Origin of the sequence: Caldalkalibacillus thermarum, from assembly GCF_014644735.1 — a bacterium.
Taxonomy (GTDB): Bacteria; Bacillota; Bacilli; order Caldalkalibacillales; family Caldalkalibacillaceae; genus Caldalkalibacillus; species Caldalkalibacillus thermarum.
In genome coordinates this window covers 1-941 of record NZ_BMKZ01000118.1, presented here as the reverse complement: position 1 = coordinate 941, position 941 = coordinate 1, and the positions used below count along the sequence as shown (strand labels likewise).

Genomic DNA, 941 nt, shown 5'->3' with positions numbered 1-941 from the left:
GGATATCTGTTTTCACTCGCTATTTCCTCCAATCGTTTTGTTTTTGCCTATGACAAGGATTGCCAGGAAATAGCGAGTTTTTTCATGTCATCTTACACTACATCTCACAAAAAATGACCATGAATCTAAATAATTGAAGAGAGGCTGTTCCAAAAGCTAAGCAGTAGACCTCTGATTAATGTCAATCAGGAGTCAGACTCTAATGGGACAGCTTCTCTATTTCATATGAATGCCTCGATTTTTGAGCCAAAGGAATCATAAGCGTAAACGTAGTCCCTTTTCCCAATTCACTATCCACTTTCACTTCTCCTCGCATCACCTTCATAATACTATAGACAACCATGGTGCCTAAACCAGTCCCCTTATTCTTGATAGAATAGTAGGGTGTCCCTAACCTTTTAACTTGCTCCTTTGACATCCCTTTTCCTGTATCAGTGATCTTAATGACCGCTTGATCAGCCTTTGTTTTTAATTCTACCTTTAGGGTTCCACCCTGCTCTATCGCTTCAATGCCATTTTTAAGCTTCCTCGCTAAATCATATGGGTTTGAGAAAAATAATAGTTGACCATACTGATAGTAAAACAAAGTTTTCGGAAGTATGGTCAAATGAAAGATTTTCAAAAAGAATTAAATGTATTTCAAGAAGCCAGTACCGTCAAGAATTTTGTGTAATGTAAATGGGGTAGGGTTTCTCTGAAATGGATTTGAATTGATAGCGGACTGATTTTCTCCACACAGGAGACTGAATATTCAGTCTCCTGTGTGGAAAGGGAGAATCCCCCTATTTTGTTTATTTACAGTATTTGGTTAACAATAACGTTCTTCAAACATTCGCTCGAGGGCTTCATGCGCTTCGGCAAATCCTCGCAACTTTCGCCCTGCCCATTTCTCATTAAAATCTTGAATGGTCAAATACACGATTTTTTCAGCGGCTTCTAAA

General features: G+C 38.6%; 1 protein-coding gene and 1 pseudogene. Both read right to left on the bottom strand.

The window, feature by feature from the left end:
* Positions 1-199: 199 nt before the first annotated feature.
* Positions 200-607 (bottom strand): ATP-binding protein, encoded by a 408-nt coding sequence (locus IEW48_RS16760; protein WP_188624721.1) that lies wholly within the window; start codon positions 605-607, stop codon positions 200-202.
* 201 nt (positions 608-808) lie between these two features.
* Positions 809-941, bottom strand: a pseudogene (locus tag IEW48_RS16755) (IS256 family transposase); the annotation flags it as partial.